The organism is Desulfosporosinus metallidurans (assembly GCF_001936615.1).
GTDB classification, from domain to species: Bacteria; Bacillota; Desulfitobacteriia; order Desulfitobacteriales; family Desulfitobacteriaceae; genus Desulfosporosinus; species Desulfosporosinus metallidurans.
The window spans coordinates 40260-63119 of sequence record NZ_MLBF01000018.1; the positions used below are offsets into that span (position 1 = coordinate 40260).

Below are 22860 nucleotides of genomic sequence, written 5' to 3' on the forward strand. Positions count from 1 at the left end.
CTCGACTTCGCAGTGGCTCTAACTAAATTGTTTCCGAGGATTGAATGCGCTCACGCAGATCAAAGAGATATTGTAAGGCTTGACGTGCAGTCATGTCATCCAGCGGAAGTTGGTTAATTTCTTGCAAGAGCGGATGAGTTTGGGGCACATCAAAGAGCGAAAATTGAGTAACAACATTGGGCGAATCACTTATTGCATGTGTTGGCTCGGTCGATTCTAATTCCAAAAGTAGGGTTTTAGCGCGTTGAAGAAGTCCTTGCGGGAGTCCGGCAAGGCGCGCGACTTGAATACCATAACTTCGGTCTGCCTTGCCGGATAAGATCTTATGTAAAAAAATGATGTCTTCTCCCCGTTCCTTTACACCGACATGAAGGTTGAATAAGCCCGGGAAATCATCTTGGAGATGCGTAAGCTCATGATAATGCGTAGCAAAGAGGGTTTTAGGATTGAATGCTGGATTTTGAACCAAGTGCTCAGTAACTGCCCAGGCGATACTAAGTCCATCAAAGGTTGCTGTCCCCCGTCCAATTTCGTCTAAAATAATCAAGCTTTTCTCGGTAGCATAATTTAAGATGTGAGCGACTTCTTTCATTTCAACCATAAACGTACTTTGCCCGGCTGCCAAATCGTCCGATGCTCCAACCCTCGTAAAAATTCGGTCAACCTGAGTGATGCAAGCCTTCTTTGCCGGAACGAAGGAGCCAATATGGGCCATGAGGACAATTAAGGCGACTTGACGCATATACGTTGATTTTCCTGCCATATTGGGCCCAGTGATGAGTGCTAAATGATGACTCTTCGTCAAATGCGTATCATTGGGAACAAATACACCGGGTTCAAGCATTTCTTCCACAACTGGGTGTCGGCCTTCAGTGATGAGAATTTGACCATCATCTTTAATCTGAGGACGGACATAATGGTGACGGACAGCGACCTCTGCCAAACTGACAAAAACATCAAGTTCCGCTAAAACGTGAGCAACCTGAAGAATGGGTTTAGTATAGGTGCGAACTGTTTCCCGAAGAGCTATGAAAAGTTCGTATTCTAACTCTTTAAGTTTTTCCTCAGCCCCTATGATTTTCTGTTCGTACTCTTTCAGTTCTGGTGTGATGAAGCGCTCAGCATTGGATAGGGTCTGTTTACGCTGATAGTTAGTAGGAATAAGATGGGCATTCGTATGGGTGATTTCGATATAATAACCAAAAACCTTATTATACCCAATCTTCAAGGACCGAATTCCAGTACGCTCACGTTCAGCATTCTCCAGCCGGGCGACCCATTCTTTGCCGCCAGTCGAAATAGAACGTAATTCGTCCACTTCTATGGAATACCCGGTTTTAATGATATTGCCGTCTCTTGGGGATAACGAAGGAGTAGGATTAAGCGCATCATTCAATGTAGTAACGAATGACCCAAGCCCTTCTACCTCTAGTTGAGGTGCATTACTTTTAAGAGTTTCTGCAGAACTCGAGTTTAGGAGCTTACAAAGCTCAGGAAGAAGAGCTAAGGTTTGCGCTAAGGACAATAAGTCCTTGGCGTTAGCGGTTCCATAAGAAACCTTGCCCATCAGACGTTCAAGATCATACACTTGAGAAAGAAGTTTATACAAGTCATTACGGAGAAAGGAGTCCGTCGTCAATTCTTCCACCGAATTAAGTCGTCTTTCGATCACGTCACGAACCAACAGGGGCTTGTCAATCCAATGTTTTAAGAGTCTCCCCCCCAAAGCGGTTTGGGTTACGTCAAGAACGGACAGAAGTGTTCCTTTTTTCCCTTGATCACGGAGGGATTCAGTGAGTTCAAGATTGCGACGTGTCCATTGATCCAAAAACATCCATTGCTCTGAACGGTAAGTCTTTATTGAAATAATATGAGTAGGATCTAAGCCTGGTATCGTTTCCAAGACATAGGACCATAGAGCCGTAGCTGCTTGGGTGGCTACAGGGAATTCTGTAAACAAAGCAAGCTGTTCTGAAAAGCGATTCTTCAAGTCCTGACCGCAAAACGTCTTTTGTTCGCGCACTGTGCAATAATAGCCCATCCATAGCTTAGGCTTTTTACTAAGGTCAGGGGGTAGTATGAGTTCCGCCGGGTTAATCCGGGACAGTTCAGCAAGAAGACTATCGAGTTCTGGAGTTTGAAAAATTGTAAATTCGCCCGTTGACAAATCCAGAAAAGCAAGCCCCCAGTGTTGAGCAAAATACACACTGGCTAAATAACGGTTAGCGCGTTCTGACACCAATTCTGTCAACGTACCAGGAGAAACAACACGAATAATATCTCGATTGACAATCCCTTTAGCATTTTTTGGATCTTCAACCTGTTCACAGATAGCAACTTTATGCCCCGCATTGACGAGTTTTGATAAATAGCTATCCAAGGCGTGATAAGGAACACCACACATGGGTATACGTTTTCCTTCTCCTGCATCTCGAGCAGTTAAGGCAATTTGTAAAATGGGCGCAGCTAACTCTGCATCCTCTCCAAACATTTCATAAAAATCACCGAGTCGATAAAAAAGAATAGCCTCGGGTGCTTTTGCTTTAATTCCTTGATATTGTTTCAGCATCGGGGTTGTCATACCTTGAAGTCTCCCCTTCTAAGAATTAGTTCAACCCAAATCATCGAAATCCTAAAAGGGAAGAGCTACAGATTTAGCCCTTCCCTTTTTGATAACGTCTTTTTCGTCTTGGATTAGCGTGCACCGCACCCGCAGCCGCCGCTGCCACAGCCACCACTATTACATCCACCACTGTCACAACCATCATCCCCACAGGAACAACCGTCGGAAGAGCCAGCGATAGCACTGGCTAGAATGGCATTGACATTATCTAACATGACCGTAAATTTGTCTTGTGCTTCCATATAAGCAACAATGGCAGGATTCGAGCTTACTTTGGTTTCGATTTCATCAACTGCATCTTTATCCATTTCAGAAGGTCCATTTTCATTTTGCTGCATCTCCATGAAGCGTTCTTGGGCTTTCTGTAACTCTGCAATTAATTGTTGGGCAGACTCATCTGCACTCATAGCATCCTCCATGCTGTGTAATTCTGCAAGTTCAGAACTACGTGCAATCGCATCAGCTAGGAGTTGAGCTTTTTCAATGATTTCACTGTTCACTATTAACACCTCCACATACTACATTCTACATGGAACGCCTAATTCCTGCAACCTATTCTAGGTATAGATTTATTAAGATTCTTCTAATTCACCAACTAAAGTCCAAGTTCCTGCTTCAATGATCGTTACGTCTGCTAACGATCCAGCAAGATTAGAATTGCCCTTAAAAACCACGAGTTCGTTCCCGCGTGTTCGTCCTGTTAAACGTGTAGGATTCGTTTTACTGGGACCTTCGACAAGAACTTCATAGGTTTTCCCAACCATACGTTGCCGCCAATCTTGGCTTTCTTGGTTTTGTACACTCATCAGCCTCTGCAAACGTCGCTTCTTTACATCTAGAGCAATCTGATCTTCCATAGTGGCGGCGAGAGTTCCTGAACGTTTGGAAAACATAAAGGTGAAGGCTTGACTATAATGGATTAATTTCATTATAGTCAACGTTTGCTCGAAATCTTCTTCCGTTTCACCAGGAAAACCCACAATAATATCCGTCGTCAAACTCGCATTTGGTATGAGTTCACGGATTTTCTGCACTCGGCTTAAATAGTATTCCCTGGTGTATTTCCGATTCATGCGCTGTAAAATCAAATTACTGCCTGATTGAATCGGAAGATGGAAGTGCTCACATAGTTTCTCACCCTTAGCAACCGTTTCAATCAGTTTATCGGATAAATCTTTAGGATGAGAGGTGATAAAGCGTATTCGCAGTAGGTGTGGGATCTGATCCGCAGCACGGAGCAAATCGGCGAAGTCGTAGGCAGGTGAAAACTCTTTGCCGTAAGAATTCACATTCTGTCCTAATAAGGTTACTTCACGACATCCACTTGCTACAAGGTTTTCAATTTCTTGAATAATTTCCTCGGGTTTACGACTCCTTTCCCTGCCACGTACGTGTGGAACTATGCAATAGGAGCAAAAATTATCGCACCCATACATGATATTGACGTTCGCCTGCAACTTGCCTTGCTCTGCGAGTGGCGTCGATTCTAAAGTAAGTTTGGGTTCTTGCCACACTTCTGCAACTTTTTTTCCTTGTTCTGCTCGAGATAATAAGGAAGGAAAATTATGCAAATTATGAGTTCCTGCCCAAATATCCACGTGTGGTGCTCGTTTCTGCAACCGTTCTAAAGCACCCGGTTGTTGGACCATACAACCGCTGATGGCAATTTTTAAGTTAGGATTTTTCTCTTTAAGTTTCTTTAGTTCTCCAATCTTTCCAAGTATTCTATTTTCGGCACTTTCTCTGACACAACAGGTATTAATAATCACTAGGTCTGCGGTTGCAAGGTCTTCTGAACGCGAATATCCAGCTTGGCTGGCGATCTCTGCTATTGTTTCGGCATCGCGTTCAGACATTTGACAACCGTATGTTAACGTAACAACCTTCTTCTCATTTTCCAAGAAAAGTCAACTCCTAAATATGCCTTTTAATCTTCATGGCTTATTATACGGTAAATAACGTTTAAAAGCCAAACAAAAGCTGTCAGAGCTAGGTCTGAACAGCTTTGTTAAGAACTTACTTCTCCCTTAGAGATTGCGAAAAACCCCGGCCTTTTGCAAAGCTTGATAAGCTATAAGAATAAACGGACCTAAGATTAATCCAATCACACCTGTAGAAGCAAGTCCAATGTACATACTAATGAGAACGAAGAGTGGGTCAAGTCCTACGTTGTCACCCAGAATTTTAGGCTCAATAATATGTCTAACTATAGTAACCAGAGTCGTCAGAAGTATAAGTTCAATTCCCAAAAGGCTATGCCCACTTATAAAGGCTATGATCGACCAAGGTATAAGGATAATGCCGACTCCTAAAACAGGCAGTATCCCAAAAATCCCTGTTATTGTTCCTAAAATAATCGCATATTTGGTGTGGAACATCAATAACCCCGCGATGGAAAGAAACAGAGTAATCAGGAATACTATAAATTCCGCCTTAACAAAACCCGCAAAGGCACGCGAGAAATCCCGTCCTAATTCACTAAGGTGTTCACGCCATTCTTGGGGGAAAACATGCAAAAATTCGTTGAGATAGCGCTTGGAGCTGTTAGACATAAAAAAAGTAGCGACAAGAGCAATGACGATAACGATAATGATTTCAGGAATTTTAGCGGCAAACGATAATATATCGGCTAGCACTGCGGGAATGGAGTTAATGAATTTATTGACGGTATTTTTGATGGTTTCATTATTGGAGCCCGGTAGTTGCAAATAATAAATTTCTACTTTGGTTAGCCAATGAGAAAGAAAACGTTGCAACAATTGATTGTAATGAGGCCAGTGTATATAAATATCTTGGATTTCTCGAATTAGGCGAATAACCAAGAGAGCAATAATCACACCTAATCCCCCAATTTCAACGACCATTGCCGTTAAAACAGCAAGCCCTTGAGGGATACGGACTTTACGTATTAAAAAGTTTCGCAGAGGATTAATAGTCGCGGTCATAATAAACGCAAGGATGAACGGCAAGAATAAATAGATATAATGCCCAATAAGAAAGATGAAGCCACCAACAATAACCCAGAATGCAATGAACTTCAAACTCTGACTGAAGAATAGTCTCGTAACTTGATTCACGAATTAGACTCCCTTCTACTCGGTAGCAATGCTTCTCTGCTCCTATAGCGAGCGGCGTATCTTTTTTTATTGAAGAGTGTTATAAAGACTCCGATACCTATTATACCAGAAATCCAAGGCATAGGATTTGAACGCACAATTTTATTAGGAGCTTGTGGCAGAACTGTTCGCGAAGTTTTTAAGGGAACACTATCTAGACGTGTTTCTCCGTTCAAAATTTCGACATGGGCAACAACTTGCCCCTCTTCTACCGAGGTAAGCGCACTGGTATAGTTCGGAATTAGTCGCAAATTTAAAACAGGAGCTTGTTCATTGAGTTTTTGCGTGACATAAATAGGGCGATCCAGAATTAGATTCACGGGTTCATTATTCACATATATCGTTGACATAACCGAGCCAGAAGATTTATAGACACTATCTTTAAATTGAGTAAACCCATAGTCAAACATGTCCTGCATATCAGTGTATATTTCACGACCAGGAGACTTAAGTATCACTCCAATAAATTGACGTCCATCTCTTGTCACCGAAGCGACAAGGCAGTTCTGGGCTACAGCCGTATAGCCCGTCTTAATGCCATCTACCTCAGAATCTCTCCAGAGCAACTTGTTTTCATTAATCATTAACTTCGGAACATCCGAGCTTGATCTAGAAATGGTATGAGATTTAGTTCGGACATATTGTGCGAACAGAGGATTTTGATAGGCGGCACGTGCTATAAGCGCGAGATCGTGAGCCGTTGTGACGTGTCCGGTTTCCGTTAGACCGCTCGGGTTAAGGAAATGGGTCTGTGTGGCACCAATTTCGACAGCACGTTGATTCATCATTTTGACAAAGTTCGGTAGGTCGTTTCCTATATGCTCAGCTATTGCAACAGCGGCATCATTTGCGGAATTCAAAAACATAGCATACAAAAGATCTTTCAATAACATTTTTTCACCGGGCACAAGGTAAATTTGAGTGCCATAGACAAGCTTATTATTAAGCATAGTAGAACTCGCTGTGACAGTGTCATCCAAATTTCCACGCTCAATCGCTAATAGTCCAGTCATTATTTTAGTTGTACTTGCTGGAGCCAATGGCTCATCAGGATTTTTCATAAAAAGGGTTTGCCCTGACTGTACATCAATCAAGTAAGCCCCCTCTCCGTGTACCTGCGGAACTTTTGCAGCGGAAGCTTCTTGAGCAAATGCTGTGGGAGTCACACTGACAAACAATAAAATGGCAATGATCAAGGCAGTGATGAATTTCAAGGAAGTGCATCCTCCTATTTCAATAGTGATTCACTTTGGTAAAAAAGTGCAAGAGTTCCTGGACCTGTGTGACTTCCTACAACGCAACCGATTTCGCTGATCCAGATATCTTTCACCTTGAATCGCTGACGAATTTCATCGGCCAGACTATTTGCATCGTCTAAACAAGCCGAATGCGAGATCCCAATGACTTGTTGCTCAGGATAAGTTATATCTTGTTCCATTGTGTCAACTAATTTGCGAATAGCTGCGCGTCGGGAGCGAACTTTGGTAAATGGCTCTATTCTTCCATCCGGCGTTATATGCAAGATAGGTTTAACATCCAACAATCCACCAATGAACCCAGCCGTTTTGCTCACTCTTCCCCCTTTAACGAGGTATTCAAGCGTATCCAACGTAAAAACATAACGCATACTCTTGCGAAATAAGAGTATTTTAGCTTCAGCTTCCTCCCAAGATATTGCTGATCTCAGGATTTGTTGAGCGAAAAGTGCGAGCAGCCCATACCCAAATGAAGCTCCCAAACTATCGATAATATGCACACGTTCCGGAGCTGAGGTCATAGAGCATAACATTTGAGCGGTCGCTACAGTGGAACTTAAAGCTGAAGAGAGATGAATCGCCACTACTTCATGTCCCTCAAACAAGATTCTTTCATAATGTTCCAAAAGAGTGCTAGGATTGGGCTGGGATGTTTTTGGTAATTCTATGAAATCATCGAATTGCGCATAGAAATCTTTGGTATTTAGGTCGACCCCTTCAAACAAGGTCTTACCATCAATAGTTACAGTCATAGGAACGGTTACTATACCTTCTGCAGTTGCTCGTTCAGAGGGTATATCGGACGCACTATCAACAAGAACAATAAATGACATGGTGTAACCTCCTCAAGACGATACAACCTTAGTATTATTCGAGACAAACTAAGATTATCCTGCCAAATGCTTCAAAAAATAAATGCCCATCGTTAGAATGGGCATTTTATCAGTATTTGTTCGTAAGTTATACCTGTCTGCTTTTATGAAATAGACCTTAGATTAAGATGCTAATCTTTGGATGATCGCATGTTGCCCTAGGGTAGTCATCAATTTTGGAAGTTCTTGCTTCTTTACGAGTCGATAATTCACTTCTTCGCCTTCAATCCAAGTTACAAGAAACATAGAATCCCTTCTCTCCTTGTATTATGTATACATAATACCATAACACAGGAAGAAGCACAATAGATTTGTATCTCTTAAGGACGATTGTCAGCAAGTTTTTGATTTTCAAGAACGGATTGCAAACGTGGCCAGATGGCGTACTCACGTACGTCGGTTGAACGACCCTCTTTGTTAATAAATACGTGTACGGTTTTTCCTTCTGCCAAAAGGGTTTCTTGGCGATAGACGTGATATGAAAAGATTACAGTTTTCGAGGAAATGCTCTTAATTTCAGTAACAATAACCAGCTCATCATCGTAATGAGTTGGTTTCCGATAACGGCAATTAGCCTCTACGACCGCCAAGCCTAACCCTTGTTCCTCAAATAACGTATAAGGAAGGTTGAGTTCCCGGAAAAGTTCGGATCTTCCAACTTCAAACCATATCAGATAATTGGAGTGATAAACAATACCCATCTGATCAGTTTCAGCATATCGAACTCGCAAACTGGTTTTTGAAGATAATCCCATTAAAGGTCCTCCTTAAACTTGGCATAACTATCTTGATTCTTATTTTAAAGAGATGTTTATTGCTTCAATAAACATCTCAGCGGATGGTCGTTCTTATCTTAATGCAAGTAGCTTAAGGGGTTAACAGTATCCCCATTGAGAATAACTTCAAAATGCAAATGTGGGCCTGTCGAGTTCCCGGTTGTGCCAACCAAGCCAATGGTCTGCCCTCGACTTACGCTTTGGCCAACAGAAACTAGTAGTCGTGATGAATGTGCATAACGTGTCATCACACCGTTTCCATGGTCAATGAGGATCATGTTACCGTATCCTCCACCCCATCCAGCGGCCACGATTGTTCCCGAGGCTGCGGCAGTGTAAGGATCACCAACATCCCCACCAATATCAATTCCTGTGTGAAAGCTACCATGGCGAGATCCGTAATACGAATTGATAGAACCTCTCAAAGGCCAGACAATCCCCGAAGTGCTCCCTGACCCTCTGGATATGGAATAAGCCACAGAAACTGGCGTGCTACTTGGTCCTTTGTCAACCACTTGGGAAACGGGTGATTTGATCACTTTCTCGTTAATGACTTGTTTGGTTATGTCCTTTCCATTCTTTTGGAGATAGGAGTAAGTCACCAATTTTTCCCCATCACTACCTTGTTCCTTAACAACTGATTCTCCTCTGGCAAGTTTTGTATCCGTGTTTGTAACTACATCAAATGCGATAATTTCAGTACTGGTTAAGATCCCCTTACTCATGACGGTCAAATACGGAGTAACCGACACAAGTTTGATTTTCTGCCCTGCCTGAAGTTTACTATCTTCCGTCATTCCCGGATTACTGGCTAAAACTTCTTTAGTTTTCATATCGTTTTTGCGAGCAATCAGCCACCAAGAATCATTCGCTTGAACCGTGTATTCTGTTGTGGTTATCTTGCCATCTTTTAGCTCTTTCAAAACTTGATCGGGTAGTTTGACCTGATCTGGTTGCGCTTCGACAGGTTTAGTAGAAGTGGATTCACTAAATTCTACTGAGGTTAATTTGTTATTGTCACTTGGATTCGTATAGAATTCTTGATATGTTTTAAGAACTTTTTGAATATCTTCTTGGTTAGGCAAAATAGCGATCTGAGTTCCCGCGATGTCTAAAGCATACCCATCAATATAGGAGGTAAGCTTTTTTTCCAGTTCAATCTTAGTGGACATCTCCCCTAAGAGTTCCGCCTTTTTGACTCGTACTAGTTGATACTCAATATGGTCATTCGTTTTAGCAGCCTTATTAATGGCCTGTCCGCGTTTAGCCAAAATTTCATCGACAAGATGTTGACCTATTTCGACACTCCCGACGATTCCTGTCTTTTGACCGTTGACGACAAGATAGGCAGCAGAAGCTGTACTACTAAGGTATACTGTGGCACTTCCAATGACCATAATAAACGAAATCGTTCCAACAATAAATGTAGGTGATTTCCATGATAGTCTATGTAGAAGTCTAGAACTCCATAATTTAAAATTTAAAGTGAATGCTTCGATCCGAATAGTTACACGTGATATTAACTTTTTCATCCTATCCCCCATTCGTTTATTTAGACGTTTTCCGTTTATTATAGCATTCATTCATCAGCATAGGAACAAATCTGTCATTATTTTTGCTGATATGCTATAATGTGGTAAAAAATTGTTGACCTTCAAACAGACTATGACGAGAGGAGAATTTTCACTTTGACCACTCCACCCATTAATGTACTTATCGAACGAATAAACGAGCTAGCACGAAAACAAAGGTCCAATGGCCTTGAAGCATGGGAGCGAGATGAACAAGAGGCCTTGCGCCAGGAGTATTTAACATTTATTCGCGGACAAGTCAAGGATACTCTGAACAAAGTTATAATTACCGAAAATCTTCCTATACAATAAGATATAAACAAAGGGTTAACCGCTGATCCTTCTTAGAGAGTTCTGCAGTTTCTCAAGCCAATGACTTGAAGCAGGCGTTGCAGGACCGTGTCCGGGTAAAATCCAGCGCAGAGGACGTTCAATGACTGTTTGGGCAGATTCTCGCAATTTATCTGTGTTCCAGGTGAAAATACTCGGAGCTAAGCGAATCTCTCCACCCTGAAAGAGGTCTCCTACGATTGCGACGCCATTACGGTAGAGAATAATATGGCCAGGCGTATGACCGGGTGTATGGATGATTTCCCAGTCTTCAAATTCGATCCCCGTTAACGGATGCAGCTCTGTAGGAGAAATCAGCTTTCCGTAGAGCAGGCGGGTGGCCATCGGTAACCAGCGTTTAATGCCGGGACGATTCACTTGACCAAGAATATAGGGTATTTCTAAAGAATGCGCATAAATGGAGCATTTGGCAAGTTGCTGCATTCTTAGGGCGCTTCCGACATGATCGACGTCATGGTGAGTCAGAACAATCCCTTTCAGTGCTGTGGGTTCAATCCCAATTGAGTTTAAATAATTACAGATTCTGTGTTCTTGACCAGGAAACCCGGTGTCAATCAACAATAGTTGCGAACCCGTCACAAGATAAACATTCGCTCCCTTTACCCCTTCAATCCTATGTATACCGTCAGTCACTAACAAGGATATTTCCTCCGTTCAAAGGCAAAAGTGCTGTCTGTTCTTACCCATTATGGTCAGAACAGACGGCACTTTTACTGTCTTTCTCTTAATATCTTTCTATTCGACAATAAAATAAAAATACCTTCATTAAATTTGAATTGATTTAGATAATGTGATTCATGTATTTGTTTCACGGAATAAGCAAATAATAACTTCAAGTTATGAGAAACGTTTAATTCAAGGAGGAGGATCTCTTTGCCAGAACGCATTTTGAAGTACGGAGGAGTAAAAATCCGAAATCTTGTCCCCCCTGTAAAAATAAATCGGTTTGTAAATCGTTTACCAGAGAATAAACGCGATTCGCTCTTTGAAATTGCTAGCGAGTTACAGGAAGCGGGAATGATTGACGTTTTAAATGACCGTGCTCATAGTACAATTGATAAGGATACCATTGACGATCAAATGACGAATACAGGGAGTTTCACGCACCAACTTAAAGGATTTAAACGTCACAGGAAAGACACATTCGATCTCCCTAAGTAAACGGATTAAACGTTAAATTCTAGCAATCTAGCATAAAAAATAAAGCGCACAGTAGATAGAGATACTGTACGCTTTATTTTTTACTCAAACCATAGCTCGATTGCCTTGAACAAATGAACAGAGCATGACCTTGACTCTAAGCGAGTAAGACTTTAACGCCCATGAGTGCTAGTTCATCCTTAATGGATACCGATAATCCGGAGTCGGTAACGAGTGTTTGCACGCTGTCCCAATGAGCAAATGTATGAAAACAAACTTGACCTATTTTAGCACTGTGGGCAACTAGGATAACTTCTTTGGCTACTTTGAGCATGGCTTGTTTAACTTCAGATTCTAACATGTTGGCAGTAGACAAACCACGTTCGATGTTCACTCCAGTAGCTCCTAAAAACAATTTGTCCGCATTAAAACCTGTAAAAACGGATCGTGTCATCGGTCCGACAAGTGCAAAGGTGTTACGTCGTACTTCTCCCCCGGTCATGAGTAATGTGATTTCATCTCGATTACCAAGAACGCTGGCAATTGGTAAAGAATTGGTAATCACAGTGCATTTTGTTGTCAGCGCTTGTGCTACCGCTAAGGTCGTAGTCCCGGCATCTAAAATTATGGAGTCTCCTTCAGAGATTAGAGTTGCTGCTAAATGGCCAATTCTGGCCTTTTCACGTTCAGCCTCTCCCATACTCATCATTATCAAAGTATCCATAGGAGTTACAGGAGGGTAGATCGCTCGTCCATGTTCGCGTTGAATTAAACCTAACGCAGCAAGGTTCTTGAGATCACGCCGAATTGTCATTTCAGATACCTTAAACCGCTGCGCTAATTCTATCACGGTTAAGTTCCCATGTTCTTGGAGTAAGCAATGAATCTCATCCTGCCTTTCAGAACTCACGATCTCCCTCCTCTCATTATTTCTAGAGAATACTTATCGAGCCCTCATACATGACACCGGTCAGGGCATCAACCGTCAAAGTCTGGCCAGTCGATACCTTGGAAACAGCTTCTTGAGCACCAACGATCGCTGGAATCCCATATTGCAGGGCGGCAATGGCCGCGTGTGAGGTTAAACCACCCTCTTCGACGACTAACGCACCTGCTCGCGCAATAAGGGGTACAAAGTTCGCATCGGTTCTCTGCGCAATAAGAATATCTCCATCATTGAACGTATCTTTCTCCGGAATTTGAACTTTGCGTGCAAAGCCAGAATAGGACTTACGCCCAATTCCAGTCCCTTTAGCCAAAATATTTCCCATGATTTGAACCTTGATCATATTCGTGGAGCCAACCTTACCAATGGGAACGCCCGCCGTTATGACCACCACATCACCAGCATGTATATAGTTTTGATTTAAGGATGTATTGACAGCAACGGATAACATTTGATCCGTTCCTGAACTTTGCGGGACAAGAAGGGGTTGAACACCCCATTGCAGAGATAATTTCCTAGCTGTGGAAGCAAAAGGAGTTGCGGCGACGATCAAGGCAATTGGCCGATACTTAGAAATCATCCGTGAGGTCAAACCTGAATGCGTAGGGGTAAGAATTGCAGCAGCTTCGAGATCTTTAGCTATTGTATAACTTGCAAAACTAATTGCTTCGGCTACGTTAAGCTGAGAATGTCGGGTTGCTTGATTATTTAGATAGTTTTGTTCAGTTCTTTGGGAAATTCTATCCATGATGCGAACGGCTTCCACTGGAAAAAGGCCAGCGGCTGTTTCACCCGATAACATAATGGCATCCGTTCCATCCCAGATCGCATTGGCAACATCACTTGCTTCCGCTCGAGTTGGCCGAGGTTGGCGGATCATCGAATCAAGCATTTGCGTTGCGACAATAACAGGTTTGCCCAATACATTACACTTTCGAATCATTTCTTTCTGTTTAATAGGAACCTCTTCAACCGGAATTTCAACCCCAAGGTCCCCGCGCGCAACCATGAGACCATCAGCGACTTCAAGAATGGCGTCTAAGTTAGTCAGTCCTTCTTGGCTTTCGATTTTGGCAATAATGTGGACATCGGCTCCCATTTCTTCAACAACCCGACGCACGGCTAGAACATCTGCGGCCTTACGCGTAAAGGAAGCTGCGATAAAGTCAATTCCTTGAGAAATGCCAAAGCGAATATCCTCTATATCTTTTTCTGTCACAGCGGGCAAGTCGATCAGAGCGCCTGGTACATTGACCCCTTTTTGCGACTTTAAGATTCCGCCATTTCTAATTATCGTTCGAATAGTTCCATTATCTACGGATGTCACTTCTAAATCTAGTTGACCGTCATCGATCAGAATATGGGTACCCTGGTTGACTCTCTTCCACAAATTAGTATACGTGATTCCAACCCGCAGTTGATTACCAAGGTCGAGAGTTGTGTCTAGACTAAATTCTGAGCCATTTTCAAGAGTAATGCCCTCTTCAGGAACCATTCCAGTACGTACTTCCGGCCCTTTAGTATCGAGAAGAATCCCCAGATGCTTCCCAATTTTAGCAGCTTCCTCTTTTAGTACAGCAATTCTACGACCATGTTCCTCGTGAGTACCGTGAGAAAAATTCAGTCGCGCAACATCCATACCTGCTGCTAGAAGAGATTGAACCTTTTCCTTGGACTCACTTGCCGGGCCAATTGTACAAACAATTTTAGTCCTTCTCATGGTGCATTACCTCCTAGCCTACAAGCCCTTCGTTACAATAAGCTTCACTAAATCTAAAATCCGATTTGAATAGCCCCATTCGTTATCATACCAAGCCAATACTTTGACCATGCGATCTCCAAGCATTATAGTCGATAGTCCGTCCACAATAGAACTGGCTGGATTACCATTAAAATCGTGAGACACAAGAGGCAATTCTGTATATTCAAGATAGCCCTTCAATTTTCCATCAGCCGCTTGGCGTAACGTGTTATTAACCTCTTCTTTGGTTGTTGGTTTGGTTAAATTCGCTACGAAATCAACCAAAGATACATTTGGCGTAGGGACCCTGACAGCTAGTCCATTCATTTTTCCTTCTAATTCTGGTATGACCAGGGTGACGGCTTTGGCTGCACCCGTGGTTGTTGGAATCATGGATTGATAGGCAGCTCTTGATCTACGCCAGTCTGAATGTTCAAGATCCAAAATCCGTTGATCATTTGTGACTGAGTGGGTCGTTGTCATCATTCCTTGTTCAATCCCAAAAGCGTCTAGTAATACTTTGGCTACGGGAGCAAGGCAGTTCGTTGTACAGGAAGCATTAGAAATAACGTGGTGCTTTGACGGGTCATATTTATCGTCGTTAACCCCCATGACGATGGTGATATCTTCATTTTTAGCCGGAGCGGAAATGACAACTTTTTTGGCTCCTGCGGTAAGATGTTGTGCAGCGGCGTCACGCTTCGTGAAACGACCGGTTGACTCGATTACAAGATCTACCCCGAGTTTACTCCAGGGCAAATCCAGAGGATTCTTTTCAGCTAAAATTTCAATTCGTTTCCCATCAATAATCATCGTACGACCGTCAATTTCCACTGAGTTAGGCAGTATGCCGTGTACTGAATCATACTTGAATAAATGGGCTAATAAATCCGGACTCCCCAAATCATTAATGGCAACCACTTCAAAGGGAAGAGATTGATTTAACGCGGCACGCAAAGTAAGTCGGCCAATTCTACCAAACCCGTTAATAGCTACTCGTAAACTCATTTAGTAACCTCCTCATAATAATCCGGACTAATCCGGACAATGCATTTAATAATGCTTATGATAAACATTATTCTGTGCATATAAACAAATTCCTGCTTGCTAGATGTTTACTTACACAAGAAATTTCGCATTATGGGTTTATGGTTCCCAAAAAGGTGAAAAACTTGCAAGCATAGCTCTGCAAGTTAAATCATGCGTTTAATGTAGTCCATGCTTAATCAATTTCTTGTATAAACCAGCCCGTGATAAACCGAGCGTTTTCGCTGCTTGAACTTTATTTCCATTAGCATTATTAAGCGCATAGATAAGAGCCTCTTTTTCCACTCTATTAAGAATATTTTCTAACGCGCCTCCGACAAACGGACGCGTTTCATGGCCGGCTAAGATTTGCAAATAGTTTGGTAAGTGTTTAAGCTGAATTTCAGAGCCGTCAAGCATGTTGAAGGCCCTCTCAATGACGTTTTCAAGTTCACGAATATTGCCTGGCCAGAGATGTTTCATCAGAACACTTTTCGATTCTGAGCTTATTTCAGTTACTGATTTCGCAAACTGATGATTAAATTTCTTTAAGAATGTATCAATTAAACCTTCAACGTCATCCATCCTATCTCGTAGCGGTGGAATGGTTAATGTCACAACGTTTAGACGATAATAAAGGTCTTCGCGGAATTGTTTGTCCCGAATCATGGCTTCGAGATCACGGTTGGTCGCGGCCACTAATCGCACGTCTACTTTACGAGCTTTGCTGCTTCCTAAGCGTTCAATTTCCCGTTCCTGGATAACACGCAATAACTTGGCTTGCATGGCCATTTCCATATCTCCAATTTCGTCCAGAAACAAGGTTCCTCCATCAGCCAGCTCAAATTTACCAAGCTTGCCTCCTTTGATGGCGCCAGTAAAGGCTCCTTCGTCATAACCGAATAACTCAGATTCGAGTAGATTTTCGGGTACAGCGGCACAGTTAACCTTAATAAAAGGACCTTGCCTACGAAAGCTTTCGGAATGAAGCAATTGAGCAAATAGTTCTTTTCCCGTTCCACTTTCTCCCCTTAATAAAACTGTAGAACCTGATTTTGCTACACGAAGGGCGGTATCAACCAATGAAACCATTAGGGGGTTTTTCCCCTTTAAGAGCTCCAGTGCGGAACTATTTTTCTGTAACATGGTATTTTTATAGTAATCCAATTCAGAACGCAGCGAATCAACTTTTTTCGTTAAGGCGTAGAGTTCATTGACGTCTTTGAAAACAACTTTTCCCACTGCTCCGACAATATTCCCATCCTGAATGATCGGAACTCTGCTGGCAATAATTTCATGTCCATTCAAATCATGGATGTATCCGTGTACTGGCTGGGCAGTTTCAAGAACGTCTGTGAATTTTGGGTTTTCATAAATCTCGGTAATAGGCTTGCCAATCATATCATCGGGAGATTGATAAAAAAAATCTGGCAAAAGCCTGATTTGTCATCGTGACCACGCCCTTTTTATTAACCACAATAAGTCCATCATAAGCCGTGTTAAGGACTACTTCGAGGGTACGTTGGAGTTGTTTAGTTTTCTCATGCTCTATCACTAAATTGTCCAGAAAATTTTGAAGAATCGTAATGTCTTGAAATACCGCCACGGCTCCAACCAATTCACCATCTACGTAAAGCGGAGTTCGGTTACTTAATAAAACAGTATCATTAAGTGTCAGCCTTTGCCCTAACTCAGCAATTCCATTTTCAAGAACCTTGAGTAGCCTCGTACCAGGAAAATATGTGTTTACAGGCTGACCTATAATATCCTGCACTGGGATTTTTAATATCTTAAATACAGCTTGGTTAGCAAAAATAATTAGACCTTGGGGGTTAACAGCAATAATTGCGTTATCCATATTGTCCAAAATTTCGCTAAGGGTGATTGAGACGGCTTGTTCCTCCATTAACATTGGCGAGACCTCCCGCATTTTAGGTACTTTCCGCATTATTCGACTAAAAGAAGCCAAATCCTTCTTGAACAGCTAATTGTCAGGCATGTTCGGGCATGTTTAGTCATTGATGACAAACTATTACAAAGAAGTGTTTTTGAGGTACTCAAACCAGCCTCTAACTTAAAGAAAACTTAGCTAGCGCCAAGCTTTAGCGAAGGCGGTCGCCTTAGTTGCACTTATGCGCTGGCCAAGGATGGCGAGAAGGGACCCACCCGAAATTTATACTTTCTGATTGGTATAAAAAAGGCGGAGCGTGCTGTAAGCACACTCCACCTTTTCTAAGTGATTCGAGGGAACGGTTTTTGAATATTTCTCTCTTTGTGTGTGTCAAACTCTTGATAATGAGGGTCTCGTACAGTAACCGGGGATTTCGGCCGCGAAACTTTCTTATGAGCACCCATATATATCCTTCCTTTCAAGTCTAACTATCGAATCGAACCTGAGAATAGTATTTCCGATCATAAAATTCGTATGCCATTTCGTATTCAAAAGCCCCAAGAGAAGAATCTTATATCCATTATATAAGCGTGTTATAATAAAAGAGCAAATTTTTACACTCCAAGCAACAAAGTACAAAAAGGGGGGATAACGTGACTAAGGAACAGCAAGTTCGTGAACTATTAACTCATAAACTTTTCGCAGGTAAATTACCACTGGAGTGTGTAGATTTCTGCTTAGCCCATGGCCGAATTCGTCGTTATGCACCCAAGCAATACCTTTATTTCTCAGGCGATGAGGGAAACACAGTTTATTTCCTCATCAATGGCAGAATTCGGTTGTACTTAATGGGCGAGTTTTCGGAGAAGATTATTCGTGTACTTAATGCTCCAATTTTTTTCCCTGAAGTAATCCTAGACGGAAAACCTTATCCCCATGCGGCTCTTTGTCTCGAAGAGACAGAAGTTTTGACACTTGATCGTCAAAACTTTATGCGGTATCTAGAAGATAACCCTTCCGTCCTGTGGGTCTTTTACCGCGAACTTGCTTTAGATTTGCGGCGGTCCTACCGACAAATCAGGAATCTTTCCCTAGGGGATGCGCGTTTGCGTTTGGGGGCTAAGCTTTATGCTTTGGCCCATGTACATGGTCAGCCGTCTTTAAACGGAGTTCTAATTAGTATTCCCCTATCCACAACAGAGCTTGCAGGCATGTGTAGCCTCGCTCGGGAATCCGTTAGCAGAATTCTGGGAGAGTTGAAAGAGAAAAATATGATCGAGATTAAGAAAAAAAACATTACCGTTCTCAATCTCGATCATCTACGACAATGGATTCACGAGCGTTCTGCCCGTTCGCACTCTACTCTAGGTTAAGGGTTTTCTGGCGCTCGAGGAAGTGTGTTAATCGTTCTTCTGGTCGTCCATCCTCAATATATCCAAGCATGGTCTGAGAGACCCAGGCCACAGCCTCTTCATCTGTTTGGACTTGACCTGCGGACTTGGCAAATTGAGGGTGGCGTCCAACTCGACCACCAACACGTAAAGTCCAACCGCTCTCCCCTGCAATGAGCGTACCTGAAGGACAGACACCTTGACAATCCCCACAGGAAAGACAGCGGTTTTTGTCGATGATGATCCCATCTGCCTGACAAGTTATAGCCATTTCCAAGCAAGAACGGACACATGCATTACATCCTATACACGGAGCAGCGGTAATTTGCGGGGTTACATAACCAGAAATACCAAAATCCTTAATGTTCGGCTGGGAACATCCATTAGGACATCCGGCTAAACAAACCTTCGGGAGATGATGATACATAATTGGGTTAAACTTGTCCTTAAGCGTTTCGACTAAGTTCAGCGAAGTAAGCTTTGTGCTCAGTAATTCATAAAGATTATGCCAGTCACGTGCTGATTTTGGGCAATTTGAACGGCAATGTTCAATCTGAAATCCACTTTGTTGCATATAAATACCCCCAGAGAACTATAGTCCTGGGGGTATTTTAACATTAATAGTATTACGATGGTGTGGCTTGAATCACAGTTTCATTCGTTTAAATCCATTCTCTTTCCAGTGCAGAGATACATAATCTCCTCGGCAATATTTGTACAATAGTCTCCTAAACGTTCAAGAAAGCGACAGGCAAAGAGAAGATAATTAGCTTGAGTTACTTGGGACGGATCTTTCATCATGATAAGCCGTAGTTCCTCAAAAACTTGAGAATAGATTAGGTCAATTTCATCATCGGTTAGAGCCATTAGAGCTGCGGACTCGCAGTCTTCCTGGATGTATGCTTTTAGCCCTCTATTGAGCATTTCCTGCACCAAGATACTCATACGCGGGATGTCAATTAGGGGCTTAATCAATTTTTCTTGGCCAATTCTAATGGTTAACTTTGCCAGGTCAACTGACAAATCTCCCATTCTTTCTAAGTAGATGGAGATTTTAAAGCCAGCCACTAACTTGCGTAAATCACGGGCAAAGGGCTGTTGAGTGGCAATTAAAAGGATACATTGCTTCTCAATGACAGCTTGTAGATCGTTGACTGCTAGATCCCCCGCCACAACAGTGTTGGCTAATTCCATGTCCTGGTTAACCAAGGATTCAACGGCTTGGCCAATTTGTTGATCTACGATCTTTCCTAGGTCTAAAATATTTAGACGAAGTTCTTCCAAGTCATTATCAAATTTCTGGCGAGTCGTCATCTCGATCCCTCCTCTCGTTATCTAGAAGTTATAAGTTGTACAGCTTCCTTTAAACAAGTTAAGTTCAAGTCATTAGTGTCTTATGATTTTCATATGGGAGCCAGGCATTTTCAATTATCCGAAACGACCGGATATATAATCTTCCGTTTTCTTCATAGCCGGTCGAGTAAAGAGGTTACTCGTAACATCTTCTTCAATTAATTCTCCATTTAAAAAGAACGCAGTTCTGTCTGAAACCCGGGACGCTTGGTACATATTATGCGTTACAATTATGATTGTGTATTTGTTTTTCAACTCAGCAATCAGCTCTTCAATCTTCATCGTAGAAATGGGGTCAAGTGCTGATGTCGGTTCATCCATTAACAATATTTCAGGTTCAACCGCTAATAAACGGGCTATACAGAGCCGTTGCTGCTGCCCACCCGAAAGTCCCAGCGCTGATTTATGTAGGCGATCTTTAACTTCGTTCCATAAAGCGGCTCCATGTAGACTAGTCTCAACTATTTCGTTCAATCGTTTCTTATCCGCTTCCCCATGGATACGGGGACCATAAGCGACATTTTCGAAAACCGATTTTGGAAAAGGATTAGGGTTCTGGAAAACCATACCCACCCTCTTTCTGAGCAAGACAACATCAGTATCGTCAGCATAGATGTCCTGCCCATCGATCCTAACTTGGCCCAAAATTTTCACATTTGGAATTAAATCTTGCATCCGATTGAGAGATCTCAAAAAAGTGGACTTTCCGCAGCCTGAGGGACCAATCAGAGCTGTCACGCTTTTCTCCGCCATAGCTAAACTTATAGTCTTCAAAGCTTGCTGATCACCGTAAAAAAGGTCGAGGTTACTGACCACAATCTTATCCATTTTAATTTCTCCTTATAACGAAGTTACTGGGTGCTACTCCCTATTTTTCCCTAGGAGTCGATATTGTAACCAACGGCTGGGTATTGTTAAAAAGAGGTTAAAGACTATGACCATAATTATAAGCAGTGCGGCTGTCCCGTCCGCAATTTGGTCAGCATTTGTCCCTGGCAACGGATTTGACTTAGCGGCAAATAGGTGAACCGCTAAAGTCTCTCCTGCAGCCAAAGGATTAACGTCAAACGGTATACGTGATACATTCATACCAGCCGTAAAGATTAAGATAGCCGTCTCACCCAATGCTCTACCTGCAACAAGGGTAATCCCTGTTATAAGCCCTGGCAAGGCTGTTGGCAGAATGACCTTTCGTAAGGTCTGCCACATCGTTGCACCTAACGCTAAACTTGCTTCACGGTAACTTCTGGGCACTGCTCGTAGGGATTCTTCTGTAACACGCACTAAAATCGGCAAGTTGAGTAATGCCAGAGTAGCGGATCCTCCTAGGATAGTGAATCCCAAACCCAACTTATTTACAAAAATGATCATGCCAAAGAGGCCAAAGACGATGGAAGGAACGGTGGCTAGGCTTTCTGTACTTAAACGAATGAGGTCGGTTAATTTGTTTTTCGGGGCATATTCTGCCAAGTAAATTCCGGCTCCTAGCCCCACGGGTAGAGAAAAAGCCAGTGAAAGGGCAAGGAGATAGAAGGAGTTAAATAATTGGCCTCTTACCCCGTCTGGACCATTAAAAAAATCAGGGTTCAGATAAGGAAGACCCCGTACCAAAATCAGAGCTAAAAACGCCACCAATAAACCTACAATGACCAGAGCCCCTAACCATAGCATAATACTCGCAAAACGATCAGTATGCCGAGCTTTCAACGTACCGCCCCCTTTCGCACTGCTGTTCGAACAAGGATAATCAGGACCAAGGCTATGATCAGAAGAATAAAGGACATCAAAAATAGAGCATTATTCCAAGTTGAGCCAAATGGAGTGTTCCCCATTTCCATAACTATGTTACTGGTTAAAGTTGACGTAGGACTAACTAAAGAACTAAGTAAGCGAGGCGAATTGCCGATCACCATTTGTACCGCCATTGTCTCGCCTATGGCCCTAGCCATCGCTAATATGATGGCTGTCAAGATTCCCGGCAAAGCGGCAGGAACAAGGACCCTATGGATTGTCTGCCAACGGGTTGCACCTAAGGCAAGGGAAGCTTCATTATAGGTTCCTGGCAATGAGCGTAAAGCATCCTCCGATAGACTTATAACCGTTGGTAAAATCATGATCGCTAATACGATCCCAGCAGCCAACACCCCATAGCCTGTCGACGAGTTGGTTGACTTTCGTATAAAGCCTACAATGACCGTAAGTCCAACGTATCCGTAAACGACAGAAGGGATTCCTGCAAAAAGATCAGTAGCCGGGCGCATGATAGCACGCATCCATGGTGGAGCAATCTCTGCTAAAAACACAGCCCCAGCCAGTCCCAGTGGCCCACCAATTACGATCGCCATTAAAGTCGTGCCAATCGAACCGGCTATAAAAGTGAGGGCACCGAACTGACCACTGTCGGGACTCCATTTGCTACTTGTAAAAAAATCAATGACGCTGACCTGTCGAAACGTGGAAAATCCCTGCATACCTACGAACCAAATTATGCATAAAATTATTAAGGAGACCAAAACGGCGCTACTTATAAATAAATAACGCGACAAGCGGTCATTAAAATACACCCAAGCCTTACGGTGATGCAACCTGTTACACCTCCAGATATTCTCTATACTTCTTAGACTGCAGTTGTTTCTTATTCTATACTGATATCGAATAGGCTAGCCTGCTAATACCTTAACTCATTTGTGTTAAGGTATGATTAAGAGATTGTAAAGTTTAGGTTAAAAGTAGCGGTTAAGGACCCAAATCCTGTATACTAATTTAATTTCCACTCCCTCTATAAGATTTCCTTTTATGGAATTCTT

The 22860-nt window shown here is 42.5% G+C and carries 21 protein-coding genes and 1 pseudogene; 3 read left to right on the top strand and 19 right to left on the bottom strand.

The annotated features are described in order from the left end of the window. Positions 1-22: 22 nt before the first annotated feature. The 9 genes from mutS to DSOL_RS12775 all read right to left on the bottom strand — a co-directional run bounded on the left by mutS (position 23) and on the right by DSOL_RS12775 (position 10175). Complete coding sequence (mutS, locus tag DSOL_RS12740) at positions 23-2581, bottom strand: DNA mismatch repair protein MutS (RefSeq protein ID WP_075365227.1); 2559 nt, start codon at positions 2579-2581, stop codon at positions 23-25. Between the two features lie 113 nt (positions 2582-2694). After that, complete coding sequence (locus tag DSOL_RS12745) at positions 2695-3123, bottom strand: YlbF/YmcA family competence regulator (protein ID WP_075365228.1); 429 nt, start codon at positions 3121-3123, stop codon at positions 2695-2697. Positions 3124-3195: 72 nt separating this feature from the next. Beyond that, entirely contained in the window at positions 3196-4524 is a 1329-nt protein-coding gene (gene miaB, locus DSOL_RS12750) for a tRNA (N6-isopentenyl adenosine(37)-C2)-methylthiotransferase MiaB (RefSeq protein ID WP_075365229.1), read from the bottom strand. 126 nt (positions 4525-4650) lie between these two features. Beyond that, positions 4651-5700 carry a sporulation integral membrane protein YtvI gene (gene ytvI, locus DSOL_RS12755; RefSeq protein ID WP_075365230.1) on the bottom strand — a complete coding sequence of 350 codons (1050 nt, stop codon included), beginning with the start codon at positions 5698-5700 and terminating at the stop codon, positions 4651-4653. Further along, entirely contained in the window at positions 5697-6953 is a 1257-nt protein-coding gene (locus DSOL_RS12760) for a D-alanyl-D-alanine carboxypeptidase family protein (RefSeq protein ID WP_075365231.1), read from the bottom strand. Before DSOL_RS12760 ends, ytvI begins: the two co-directional genes overlap by 4 nt. A 14-nt stretch (positions 6954-6967) precedes the next feature. Beyond that, on the bottom strand, positions 6968-7828 hold the full coding sequence (locus tag DSOL_RS12765) for a DegV family protein (RefSeq protein WP_075365232.1): 861 nt from the start codon (positions 7826-7828) through the stop codon (positions 6968-6970). Between the two features lie 162 nt (positions 7829-7990). Next, positions 7991-8113: a hypothetical protein gene (locus tag DSOL_RS29530; protein ID WP_282433545.1), complete on the bottom strand. Its 123-nt coding sequence runs from the start codon at positions 8111-8113 to the stop codon at positions 7991-7993. Between the two features lie 74 nt (positions 8114-8187). Next, complete coding sequence (locus DSOL_RS12770) at positions 8188-8622, bottom strand: acyl-CoA thioesterase (RefSeq protein WP_075365233.1); 435 nt, start codon at positions 8620-8622, stop codon at positions 8188-8190. 98 nt (positions 8623-8720) lie between these two features. Then, positions 8721-10175, bottom strand: coding sequence for a peptidoglycan DD-metalloendopeptidase family protein (locus DSOL_RS12775; RefSeq protein ID WP_075365234.1), 1455 nt, complete (start codon positions 10173-10175; stop codon positions 8721-8723). A 156-nt stretch (positions 10176-10331) separates the two neighbouring features. Here DSOL_RS12775 and DSOL_RS12780 point away from each other — a divergent pair, with 156 nt between their 5' ends. Beyond that, on the top strand, positions 10332-10526 hold the full coding sequence (locus DSOL_RS12780) for a DUF896 domain-containing protein (protein WP_075365235.1): 195 nt from the start codon (positions 10332-10334) through the stop codon (positions 10524-10526). 15 nt (positions 10527-10541) lie between these two features. Here DSOL_RS12780 and DSOL_RS12785 read toward each other — a convergent pair whose 3' ends face one another. Further along, a complete protein-coding gene (locus DSOL_RS12785) occupies positions 10542-11198 on the bottom strand; it encodes an MBL fold metallo-hydrolase (protein WP_235838809.1) in 657 nt (218 codons plus the stop codon). 240 nt (positions 11199-11438) lie between these two features. On the opposite strand from DSOL_RS12785, the gene DSOL_RS12790 reads away from it, so the two are divergent. Then, a complete protein-coding gene (locus DSOL_RS12790; protein WP_075365237.1) occupies positions 11439-11726 on the top strand; it encodes a hypothetical protein in 288 nt (95 codons plus the stop codon). Between the two features lie 136 nt (positions 11727-11862). Here DSOL_RS12790 and DSOL_RS12795 read toward each other — a convergent pair whose 3' ends face one another. The 4 genes and pseudogenes from DSOL_RS12795 to DSOL_RS12810 all read right to left on the bottom strand — a co-directional run bounded on the left by DSOL_RS12795 (position 11863) and on the right by DSOL_RS12810 (position 17330). Further along, positions 11863-12615, bottom strand: coding sequence for a DeoR/GlpR family DNA-binding transcription regulator (locus tag DSOL_RS12795; RefSeq protein ID WP_075365238.1), 753 nt, complete (start codon positions 12613-12615; stop codon positions 11863-11865). 22 nt (positions 12616-12637) lie between these two features. Beyond that, a complete protein-coding gene (pyk, locus tag DSOL_RS12800; RefSeq protein ID WP_075365239.1) occupies positions 12638-14371 on the bottom strand; it encodes a pyruvate kinase in 1734 nt (577 codons plus the stop codon). Between the two features lie 18 nt (positions 14372-14389). Beyond that, positions 14390-15400 carry a type I glyceraldehyde-3-phosphate dehydrogenase gene (gene gap, locus DSOL_RS12805; RefSeq protein ID WP_075365240.1) on the bottom strand — a complete coding sequence of 337 codons (1011 nt, stop codon included), beginning with the start codon at positions 15398-15400 and terminating at the stop codon, positions 14390-14392. Positions 15401-15598: 198 nt separating this feature from the next. Continuing rightward, positions 15599-17330, bottom strand: a pseudogene (locus tag DSOL_RS12810) (sigma-54 interaction domain-containing protein). Positions 17331-17962: 632 nt separating this feature from the next. Between DSOL_RS12810 and DSOL_RS12815 the strand changes: the two are divergent. Next, positions 17963-18682: a Crp/Fnr family transcriptional regulator gene (locus tag DSOL_RS12815; RefSeq protein ID WP_075365241.1), complete on the top strand. Its 720-nt coding sequence runs from the start codon at positions 17963-17965 to the stop codon at positions 18680-18682. Here DSOL_RS12815 and DSOL_RS12820 read toward each other — a convergent pair. The 5 genes from DSOL_RS12820 to pstC form a co-directional block, all read right to left on the bottom strand. Beyond that, positions 18669-19274, bottom strand: a complete 606-nt coding sequence (locus tag DSOL_RS12820) for a 4Fe-4S dicluster domain-containing protein (RefSeq protein WP_075365242.1) — start codon at positions 19272-19274, stop codon at positions 18669-18671. The genes DSOL_RS12815 and DSOL_RS12820 overlap by 14 nt on opposite strands. An 80-nt stretch (positions 19275-19354) precedes the next feature. Then, on the bottom strand, positions 19355-20014 hold the full coding sequence (gene phoU, locus DSOL_RS12825) for a phosphate signaling complex protein PhoU (protein WP_075365243.1): 660 nt from the start codon (positions 20012-20014) through the stop codon (positions 19355-19357). 114 nt (positions 20015-20128) lie between these two features. Then, entirely contained in the window at positions 20129-20881 is a 753-nt protein-coding gene (pstB, locus tag DSOL_RS12830; RefSeq protein WP_075365244.1) for a phosphate ABC transporter ATP-binding protein PstB, read from the bottom strand. Positions 20882-20914: 33 nt separating this feature from the next. Continuing rightward, the gene (gene pstA / locus DSOL_RS12835; protein ID WP_075365245.1) at positions 20915-21760 is read right to left on the bottom strand and encodes a phosphate ABC transporter permease PstA; all 846 of its coding nucleotides are present in this window, start codon (positions 21758-21760) and stop codon (positions 20915-20917) included. After that, positions 21757-22638: a phosphate ABC transporter permease subunit PstC gene (gene pstC, locus DSOL_RS12840; RefSeq protein ID WP_075365246.1), complete on the bottom strand. Its 882-nt coding sequence runs from the start codon at positions 22636-22638 to the stop codon at positions 21757-21759. Before pstC ends, pstA begins: the two co-directional genes overlap by 4 nt. Between the last annotated feature and the right edge of the window lie 222 nt (positions 22639-22860).

Bases quoted from the DNA above. Each gene is read 5' to 3' on its own strand.
- pstB (WP_075365244.1), bottom strand. From the start codon at position 20,881: ATGGATAAGATTGTGGTCAGTAACCTCGACCTTTTTTACGGTGATCAG.
- DSOL_RS12770 (WP_075365233.1), bottom strand. From the start codon at position 8,622: ATGGGATTATCTTCAAAAACCAGTTTGCGAGTTCGATATGCTGAAACT.
- mutS (WP_075365227.1), bottom strand. From the start codon at position 2,581: ATGACAACCCCGATGCTGAAACAATATCAAGGAATTAAAGCAAAAGCA.
- pyk (WP_075365239.1), bottom strand. From the start codon at position 14,371: ATGAGAAGGACTAAAATTGTTTGTACAATTGGCCCGGCAAGTGAGTCC.
- phoU (WP_075365243.1), bottom strand. From the start codon at position 20,014: ATGACGACTCGCCAGAAATTTGATAATGACTTGGAAGAACTTCGTCTA.
- DSOL_RS29530 (WP_282433545.1), bottom strand. From the start codon at position 8,113: ATGTTTCTTGTAACTTGGATTGAAGGCGAAGAAGTGAATTATCGACTC.
- DSOL_RS12820 (WP_075365242.1), bottom strand. From the start codon at position 19,274: ATGCAACAAAGTGGATTTCAGATTGAACATTGCCGTTCAAATTGCCCA.
- gap (WP_075365240.1), bottom strand. From the start codon at position 15,400: ATGAGTTTACGAGTAGCTATTAACGGGTTTGGTAGAATTGGCCGACTT.
- DSOL_RS12765 (WP_075365232.1), bottom strand. From the start codon at position 7,828: ATGTCATTTATTGTTCTTGTTGATAGTGCGTCCGATATACCCTCTGAA.
- DSOL_RS12775 (WP_075365234.1), bottom strand. From the start codon at position 10,175: ATGAAAAAGTTAATATCACGTGTAACTATTCGGATCGAAGCATTCACT.